The sequence below is a fragment of the Otariodibacter sp. genome, assembly GCF_029256985.1.
In the GTDB taxonomy this organism is placed as follows: Bacteria; Pseudomonadota; Gammaproteobacteria; order Enterobacterales; family Pasteurellaceae; genus Otariodibacter.
Map to the genome: position 1 here is coordinate 1 of NZ_JARIDQ010000013.1, position 8,694 is coordinate 8,694.

Here is an 8,694-nt window from a genome sequence, read left to right on the forward strand (position 1 = left end):
AATTCTACACAATCTTGATAAGCCTGTTTTTCATCTTCGATAAGCTGTTCTTCATTTTCCTCAAAAGATAATAAACTCTCTAATTCTTGTTGAAGGGTCTGATGATGTTGCCATAGGCTGTTTGCTGATACTTGGTGTTTCCGAGCTAATTGAATGGCTTTGCTAATTCGGCTATCTAATTCATTTAATAATTCAGGGTTTTGCTCAATATTATCAGCTAAATGACTTACTTCTGAACTTGCTTCTTGCACTTGAATCAATGCCTCATTCAGCATATCTAGAGCAGGTTGGTATTGCTCATCAATATCAACTAAGGTTTCTAAATCTCGAATCGCTCGATACAACATAGCATCCACATTCAGGTCATTATCGGAAAGCTGATTAAGCACCGATTGAGAAAGCTCGGTTAATTGTTCTGAATTAGCTAAACGAGATTGATCCTCTTCAAGTTGTTCAAATTCACCTTCTTTAATGGCAAATTCATTTAATTCTTCAACTTGATATTGTAGCAATTGTTTTTTTGCTTCATTTTCCTCACATTGCTGACGGAAATTTTTAACTTGCTTATGTAATTTCTTCCAAGCTGAATATTTTTCTGCCATTTTAGTTTGCAACGCATAAAGATTTGCATAATTATCAACTAACTCTAATTGGTAATCATTTTTTAGCAATAATTGCGGAGCGTGTTGTCCGTTAAGGTGGATAAGGTATTGCCCTAATTCTCTTAATTGTGAAACAGGCAAAGGACGATTATTAACGAAAGCTTTGGAACGCCCTTCAACATTAATCATACGCCGTAAAATACATTCGTAAGGATTATCTTCATCTAACAACTCCTGTTCTTTTAACCATAAATAAGCAGGGCTATTAGGTTGCATAGTAAAAGTAGCAGAAATATCCGCTTTATCTGCTCCATTGCGAATCATACTGCTTTCGGAACGATAACCTAAACATAAGCCAAGTGCATCAATCCCAATTGATTTCCCTGCCCCTGTTTCCCCTGTAATAACGGACATCCCCTCATTCAAATCAAGGGTTAAATGACGCACTATGGCAAAATTATTAATCGTAAGTTGTGTTAGCATAAAATAATACCCATACAAATAACTGTATGGATATATAGTATAACTGTTTATTTAAACAGTAAATATGTTTTGCTAAATTTTTTTAAAATCCAACCGCTTACTTAGCTAAAATCCCCGTTGCACAAGCAAAAGCAGACGACCAAGCCCATTGGAAATTATAGCCGCCAAGCCAGCCTGTTACATCTAGCACTTCGCCAATAAAATATAAGCCTTTTACCTCATTCACTTCCATTGTTTTAGATGAAATATGATGCGTATCCACTCCGCCCATTGTCACTTCTGCGGTGCGATAGCCCTCTGTACCATTTGGTAAAAAATGCCAATGATGAATAAATTGCTCAAGAAAATTCAATTCTGATTTACTTAACTCCGCAATAATCTTATCTTTCAGTTGTTTTTGCTCAAACCATAGTTCCACTAATTTTTTAGGAAGATAACGATTTAACACTGTTTTTAGCATTAATTTTGGCGAAGATCGACGAAGTTCATCTAAAATAGTTAGGATAGATTCTGTCGGTAATAAATCAATTTCGACCGTTTTCCCCATTTCCCAATAATTTGAGATTTGTAAAATGGCAGGCCCTGATACCCCTCTATGAGTAAACAGCATTTGATTATAGAAACTTTGATTTTGACTCGTTACTCGAACGGGTAAGGCAATTCCAGAAAGTGAAGCAAAAGGTTTATCGCTCTCTTTCCAAGTAAAAGGCACTAAACTGGCTCGCACAGGCACAATAGGTAAACCAAACTGCTCGGCAATCTTATATCCAAATGGACTTGCACCTAGCCCCGACATTGAAAGTCCACCTGTTGCAATAACAAGATTTTCAGTTTGATAGCCTCCACAAGCGGTCTGAATATGAAATAAATTTGCAATTTTTTCAACGGAAGTGACCGCTTGTCTGAGTTGAATATCGACCTTTCCTTTCTCACATTCAGCTTGTAATAAATCAACAATCTGTTGTGAGCTTTCATCACAAAACAATTGTCCTAATTCCTTTTCGTGATAACTAATCCTGTAGGTTGCCACTAACGAAATAAAATCCCATTGGGTATAACGTGATAGAGCTGATTTCACAAAATGAGGATTTTGGCTAAGGTAGTGATTCGGTGTAACCTCTAAATTAGTGAAATTACAAAAACCACCGCCGGACATTAAAATTTTTCGTCCGATCTTTTTGCCGTTATCTAATACAACGACCGACTTTCCATTTTGCCCCAACTGTGCTGCACAAAATAATCCTGCCGCACCAGCTCCAATTACCACCACATCATACTGTTTCATTTTTTATCCTTTTTTAGCTAAAATTAGCTATCTCATCATTTTATCTTTTTTCTGATGAAAAATCTGAATCCCTTTACCATCAATTTGTTTTATATTTTTGCGATTGGCTTAAATATTGTCCTGTTACGCTATTTCAGCATACATCTTGATGCACTAAATAATAATGGTGTGCGATTTACTGCTGGAGGTATTGCTTTACTAATTTTTGTATTGTTCAAATATCGACAACAATTTAAACGAATACTCACTACGCCTAAATTACTTACGTTAGCATTATCCGTTGGAATTATGATGACGGCGAATATGTATTTTTATCTAAAAGGCGTGTTCACCACAAATGCCATTACAGCAGCAATTTTTGGGGTAATTTCCATGCCATTTGGGATTCTATTTGCTGGTATATTTTTCCAAGACGAACGTGAAAAACTGAAAAGTAAGCAATTTTGGATTGGATGCATACTGACATTAGCAGGATCACTCAGTTTTATTTGGGCTGGCAATACGATTTCTGTTGGTGATTCATTTTTCCTTGGCGCATTTTTCTTGCTACTTTCTATTACCATTCGAAATATTCAAAACCTCATTGTTAAGTTTGCAAATAATAAATTAAATACTTTTGTTTTAAGCTGTTTTACATCACTTACAGCAGGGATTATTAGTCTTATTGTCAGCCAACAATCAGGTAATATTGGGCAACTCAACGCTATTCCTTCTTGGTTATTGTTTAGTTTAATTTTAGTTGGACTATATGGAATTGGTACGGGAATGGTTCTAACCTTTAGTGTCATTCAAAAACAAGGAATTGTAACTTACCAAGTGTTAGAGTTAATTTTACCTATCTCAACAGCTGTTATTGCGTATTTTTTACTAGGTGAAACCATTTTAGTCACTCAAATTATTTCTGCCGTAGTAGTTATTGTAGGAGCAAGCATTGCACTACGACTTTTCCCTCTTTCTCTCAAATAGCAAAAAGCCATCTTACTTTTTAGCAAGATGGCTCCAGATTAATCTATTATTTAATGATTATTTTCTTTTGTTATCTAATGCCCAAGCACCAGGACCAGCAAATACAAGAAGTAAGAAGATGAATGTATATAATACTGGTGGCTCACCGCCATTTAAGATAGGGAAAAGTAAATTTCCATTCATTCCTACGTGTTGATAGAAGTAAGCTACCGCCATTTGACCAGATAAAATAAAAGCTACTGGACGAGTAAATAATCCTAAGATAATTAATGCACCACCGATTACTTCCATAATACCTGCAATACCGAATAAAGAACCTAAGGGTTGCGCACCAAATAATTGTGGAAAACCAAATACTTTATCAGTACCGTGGATGAAAAAAACATACGCTGCTATAATTCTTAATGCTGCAAGTGCGTAGGGAGTGAATTTATCTAATGAGTTCATTTAAGTTTCCTTTAAAATATAAATTAATGTAATACTCTACTTAGCGAATATTTAAGTGAGCTACCAATCGATAACTGTGAGTATGATAACAATCTACTAATACAAGAAAAAGATAGAAAATAGAAAAATATAATTTACCAAAAGTAAATAATATTAATTCAACCTAAAATTCACTCTACACTACCATCAAATAATCAGAGCTTTCATGATAATATTACTCTTAAATATTCATACTAATTTATATCTTTTCTTCAAGGAAGACAAATGACAAATACACTGACCCAACAAATTAGTCAAATCATTGCAACTGAACTTTCAGTCAAATCCGAACAAATTTTTGCTGCCATCACATTGCTTGATGAAGGCAATACTATTCCTTTTATTGCACGTTATCGTAAAGAAGTAACAGGTGGGCTTGATGATACTCAACTCCGTCATTTTGAAACTCGTTTAATCTACTTGCGAGAACTCAATGATCGTCGCCAAACCATTCTCAAATCCATTGAAGAACAGGGAAAATTGACCAACGATCTTCGTGCCAAAATCGAACAAACCGAAAGTAAAACAGAATTAGAAGATCTTTATCTTCCTTATAAACCGAAACGCCGTACTCGTGGACAAATTGCGATTGAAGCGGGCTTAGAACCATTAGCAGATAGTTTATGGCAAGATCCAAGTCAAGTGCCAGAATCCGTTGCAGAAAATTATATTGATGCAGATAAAGGCATTGCCGATACAAAATCAGCCCTTGATGGTGCAAGATATATCTTAATGGAACGTTTTGCTGAAGATGCTGAATTACTTGCAAAATTACGTCAGTATCTGACCGCTAATGCCACTCTTGAATCAAAAGTTATCGAAGGCAAAGAAACTGAAGGTGTTAAATTCAGCGATTATTTCGCCCATACTGAACTGTTAAAAAATGTGCCTTCTCATCGTGCGTTAGCGATGTTCCGAGGACGGAATGAAGGCATTTTATCGTTAAGTCTCAATGCTGATCCTGATGCTGAAGAAGGAAGTCGTTCAAGTTATTGCGAAGAAATTATTCGTGAGCATTTAGGTGTGCAACTCCGCCAACAACCCGCTGATCAGTGGAGAGCACAAGTAATCGCTTGGACGTGGAAAATCAAAGCCTCCCTCCACCTTGAAACAGAATTAATGGGCGCATTAAGAGAAAAAGCAGAAGATGAAGCCATTGACGTATTTGCTCGTAATTTATCTGCTCTACTGATGGCAGCACCAGCAGGCGCAAGAAATACCATAGGCTTAGACCCCGGTTTACGCACAGGGGTAAAAGTTGCAGTAGTGGATAACACAGGTAAATTATTAGATACCGCAACGATTTACCCTCACACCAACGATCCAATCAAAGCAGGACAAATCCTCTACAGCTTAGGTAAAAAATACAACGTTGATTTGATCGCTATTGGTAATGGCACAGCCTCTCGTGAAACAGAACGTTTTGCCAAAGACATTATAAAACAAGTAAGTGATTGGAAACCGCAAACCGTTGTAGTAAGCGAAGCGGGCGCATCGGTTTATTCTGCATCTGAACTGGCAGCCAATGAATTTCCAGATTTAGATGTATCTCTGCGTGGTGCGGTTTCTATTGCTCGTCGCTTACAAGATCCCCTCGCTGAATTAGTGAAAATTGAGCCGAAAGCGATTGGCGTTGGGCAATATCAACACGATGTTAATCAAACTCAATTAGCTCGCAAACTTGATGCGGTGGTAGAAGACTGTGTAAATGCCGTTGGGGTAAACTTGAATACTGCCTCTGCTCCACTACTTGCTCGTGTTGCAGGAATGACAAAAACATTAGCACAAAATATTGTGGCTTATCGTGATGAAAATGGTCGTTTTTCAACACGTGCTGAATTGAAAAAAGTTGCTCGACTTGGGCCAAAAGCTTTTGAACAATGTGCGGGCTTTATGCGAATTATTGACGGGAAAAACCCATTAGATGCCTCAAGTGTTCACCCTGAAGCATATCCAGTTGTTGAAAAAATCCTCCAAGCAACCGCATCTACCCTACACGATTTAATGGGTAATGCGACAAAAATTCATAGCCTTGATGCAAAACAATTTGTTGATGAACAATTTGGCTTACCAACAGTGAATGATATTTTCAAAGAATTAGAAAAACCGGGACGCGATCCACGTGGTGAATTTAAAACAGCTACTTTTATGGACGGAGTTGAGGATATCAAAGACCTTAAATCTGGAATGATTTTAGAAGGGACTATTACTAACGTAACCAATTTTGGCGCATTCGTAGATATTGGCGTTCATCAAGACGGATTAGTACATATTTCAATGTTATCAAACAGTTTCGTGGACGATCCGCATAAAGTGGTCAAAACTGGCGATGTGGTAAAAGTCAAAGTGTTAGAAGTTGATATTCCACGTAAACGTATTGGATTAACCATGCGTTTGGACGATAAGCCTGTTGAAAAAAATCAGAATGAAACAAATCAAAATCGTAAAAAAGGCGAAAGATCTGACCGCTTGTCACATCAAAATCGTAATCATTCTGGAAATAATTTTAGCAATAATGCCTTTGCCGATGCATTAAAAGGCTGGAAAAAATAACCTGTTACTCACATTTTATTTCAATCAAAAGGAACAAAAAATGACAACACTTGGCACTCCTCTTACTGCAAAAGCAACCAAAGTGATGATGTTAGGCTCTGGTGAATTAGGCAAAGAAGTCGTAATTGAACTTCAACGCTTAGGTGTAGAAGTGATCGCTGTTGATAGATACGAAAACGCACCTGCTCAACAAGTTGCTCACCGTGCTTATACTATCTCAATGCTAGATGGCAAAGCACTTAGAGAACTAGTGGAAAAAGAAAAGCCTGATTTTATCGTGCCAGAAGTTGAAGCTATCGCAACGGATACATTGGTCGAATTAGAGCAAGAAGGCTATAACGTTATCCCAACGGCAAAAGCGACTAAATTAACAATGAATAGAGAAGGGATTCGCCGCCTAGCAGCAGAAGAGTTAGGCTTAAAAACCTCACCTTATCGTTTTGTTGATAATCTCGAAGACTTTAAACAAGCCGTCAATGATATTGGTATTCCTTGTGTGGTTAAGCCGATTATGTCTTCGTCGGGTCACGGTCAAAGTGTTATTAAATCAGAAGCTGATGTTCAAAAAGCGTGGGATTATGCTCAACAAGGCGGACGTGCTGGCGGTGGCCGAGTGATCGTTGAAGGCTTTATTAAATTTGATTATGAAATTTCGCTTTTAACAGTACGCCATATCAATGGCACATCGTTCCTTGCACCAATCGGACACGTTCAAATTGACGGTGACTATCGTGAATCTTGGCAGCCACAAGCAATGTCAGATGTCGCTCTGCAAAAAGCACAAGAAGTGGCAGAAAAAATTACAACGGCATTAGGTGGTCATGGTATTTTCGGCGTTGAATTGTTTATTTGTGGCGATGAAGTCATTTTCAATGAAGTTTCTCCTCGTCCACACGATACAGGTATGGTAACTTTAATTTCACAAGAACTCTCTGAATTTGCGTTACACGCACGCGCAATTTTAGGCTTACCAATCCCTGAAATTAATTTGATTAGCCCATCTGCATCAAAAGCAATCGTGGTTGAAGGACAATCAACCCAAGTTTCTTTTGGTAACTTAGAGCAAGTATTAGCTGAACCAAATACCAACATTCGCTTATTTGGTAAAGGAGAAGTTAATGGACACCGCCGTTTAGGTGTGATCCTTGCCCGTGATGAAAATACGGATAAAGCATTGGAAAAAGCAAGACGTGCTTATGATAAATTAGAGGTTAATCTCTAGTTATCTCATATAGAATAGCCACCTTGGATTATTTCTAAGGTGGCTATATTTTGAATATAAATAACCTTATCCCAGAAAAATAATTCTCAGTATCGAGTTTCTTTATATCGTTTAATATTTTGATACAATCTTACGCTATTGGCTCAGAAGGGTTAATATATCACTTGGACTTTTTTTATAATAATTGTTATTTTTTGAATAGATTACTCTATTTTTGCCACCATGAGGTTTACATGAACTACGATATACTATTTAAATCATCGCCATTGAATGAATACCCCAAAATATTCAAAGCCGTTCAATCTGATGATTTGATTGGAACAGTATTAAGACTTCACTTACTTCTAGAAAGAACCTTAGAATTAAGAATCTGTGCTATTTGCAATCAAGAAAATCTATTTGGTAATAAGTCTAAAAATAACGATAAGAATCGCTTCTTTATTAGCTTTGATGCTAAGGTAAAAATGGCTCTAGCATTAGGACTGGACAATAAGTTATTTAATCTTATACAAAAGATTAATACTATTAGAAATATCTTTGCTCATCAAAACGAAACAATACCCTCAAAACACATCGAAGGCTCTATCGAAATTATCAAAAATATACAAGCAGAAAAAAATAAAACCATTGATGATTATGGAGTACAACTTAATCCTGATGATATCGATCCAATAATAATGAAATTCTCAGATGAGAATTTAACTAAGAAAGATTTGTTTATCCTTATAACAATGTATGCAATAGAGCAGCTCCACAAATAATTTTATTTTTAATACCTTAAAATTAAGTTCTCTAAATTTTAAATAATCAGCTTATTTATAAGAATATCAGCTAAAGACGTTACCAATAATACGAATCCTTTAAGGCAATTACAATAATAGAAAAATCAACAACCACTATCATATTCCCAAAAAGAACAAGCCCTAGGAATATCTCTAGGGCTTAAGTTCTCATCTGCTTATAAATTTATAAATTATTCAAACGCAGATCTAGCAACACTCTATCTTGTTCTGAAGTATTTTCATTTGCTTTAGCTTGTTCATAGGCACTTCTAGCGGCTTCTATATCGCCTTTTTTCGACAAAATATCGCCTACTA

Annotated in this window: 8 protein-coding genes; 4 read left to right on the top strand and 4 right to left on the bottom strand. The window is 36.5% G+C overall.

Translation table 11 applies throughout. The annotated features are described in order from the left end of the window. Both recN and Q1J40_RS01440 read right to left on the bottom strand, forming a co-directional pair. Nucleotides 1-1,085, bottom strand: a 1,085-nt coding sequence (recN, locus tag Q1J40_RS01435) for a DNA repair protein RecN (protein WP_301098258.1), incomplete at its 3' end; no start/stop codon positions are given. Between the two features lie 97 nt (nucleotides 1,086-1,182). After that, nucleotides 1,183-2,370: a BaiN/RdsA family NAD(P)/FAD-dependent oxidoreductase gene (locus Q1J40_RS01440; RefSeq protein ID WP_301098259.1), complete on the bottom strand. Its 1,188-nt coding sequence runs from the start codon at nucleotides 2,368-2,370 to the stop codon at nucleotides 1,183-1,185. 54 nt (nucleotides 2,371-2,424) lie between these two features. Here Q1J40_RS01440 and Q1J40_RS01445 point away from each other — a divergent pair, with 54 nt between their 5' ends. Next, nucleotides 2,425-3,336 carry a DMT family transporter gene (locus Q1J40_RS01445; RefSeq protein WP_301098260.1) on the top strand — a complete coding sequence of 304 codons (912 nt, stop codon included), beginning with the start codon at nucleotides 2,425-2,427 and terminating at the stop codon, nucleotides 3,334-3,336. 57 nt (nucleotides 3,337-3,393) lie between these two features. Here Q1J40_RS01445 and Q1J40_RS01450 read toward each other — a convergent pair whose 3' ends face one another. Next, entirely contained in the window at nucleotides 3,394-3,783 is a 390-nt protein-coding gene (locus tag Q1J40_RS01450; protein WP_301098261.1) for a DoxX family protein, read from the bottom strand. A gap of 264 nt (nucleotides 3,784-4,047) precedes the next feature. Here Q1J40_RS01450 and Q1J40_RS01455 point away from each other — a divergent pair, with 264 nt between their 5' ends. The 3 genes from Q1J40_RS01455 (at nucleotide 4,048) to Q1J40_RS01465 (ending at nucleotide 8,358) form a co-directional block, all read left to right on the top strand. Further along, entirely contained in the window at nucleotides 4,048-6,375 is a 2,328-nt protein-coding gene (locus tag Q1J40_RS01455) for a Tex family protein (protein WP_301098262.1), read from the top strand. A gap of 40 nt (nucleotides 6,376-6,415) precedes the next feature. Next, complete coding sequence (gene purT, locus Q1J40_RS01460) at nucleotides 6,416-7,597, top strand: formate-dependent phosphoribosylglycinamide formyltransferase (protein ID WP_301098263.1); 1,182 nt, start codon at nucleotides 6,416-6,418, stop codon at nucleotides 7,595-7,597. A gap of 233 nt (nucleotides 7,598-7,830) precedes the next feature. Beyond that, on the top strand, nucleotides 7,831-8,358 hold the full coding sequence (locus tag Q1J40_RS01465) for a hypothetical protein (RefSeq protein WP_301098264.1): 528 nt from the start codon (nucleotides 7,831-7,833) through the stop codon (nucleotides 8,356-8,358). Between the two features lie 205 nt (nucleotides 8,359-8,563). On the opposite strand, the gene Q1J40_RS01470 is transcribed toward Q1J40_RS01465, so the two are convergent. Further along, entirely contained in the window at nucleotides 8,564-8,680 is a 117-nt protein-coding gene (locus Q1J40_RS01470) for a hypothetical protein (protein WP_301098265.1), read from the bottom strand. Nucleotides 8,681-8,694 lie beyond the last annotated feature (14 nt).

Bases quoted from the DNA above. Each gene is read 5' to 3' on its own strand.
- Q1J40_RS01440 (WP_301098259.1), bottom strand. From the start codon at position 2,370: ATGAAACAGTATGATGTGGTGGTAATTGGAGCTGGTGCGGCAGGATTA.
- Q1J40_RS01445 (WP_301098260.1), top strand. From the start codon at position 2,425: ATGAAAAATCTGAATCCCTTTACCATCAATTTGTTTTATATTTTTGCG.
- Q1J40_RS01450 (WP_301098261.1), bottom strand. From the start codon at position 3,783: ATGAACTCATTAGATAAATTCACTCCCTACGCACTTGCAGCATTAAGA.
- Q1J40_RS01455 (WP_301098262.1), top strand. From the start codon at position 4,048: ATGACAAATACACTGACCCAACAAATTAGTCAAATCATTGCAACTGAA.
- purT (WP_301098263.1), top strand. From the start codon at position 6,416: ATGACAACACTTGGCACTCCTCTTACTGCAAAAGCAACCAAAGTGATG.
- Q1J40_RS01465 (WP_301098264.1), top strand. From the start codon at position 7,831: ATGAACTACGATATACTATTTAAATCATCGCCATTGAATGAATACCCC.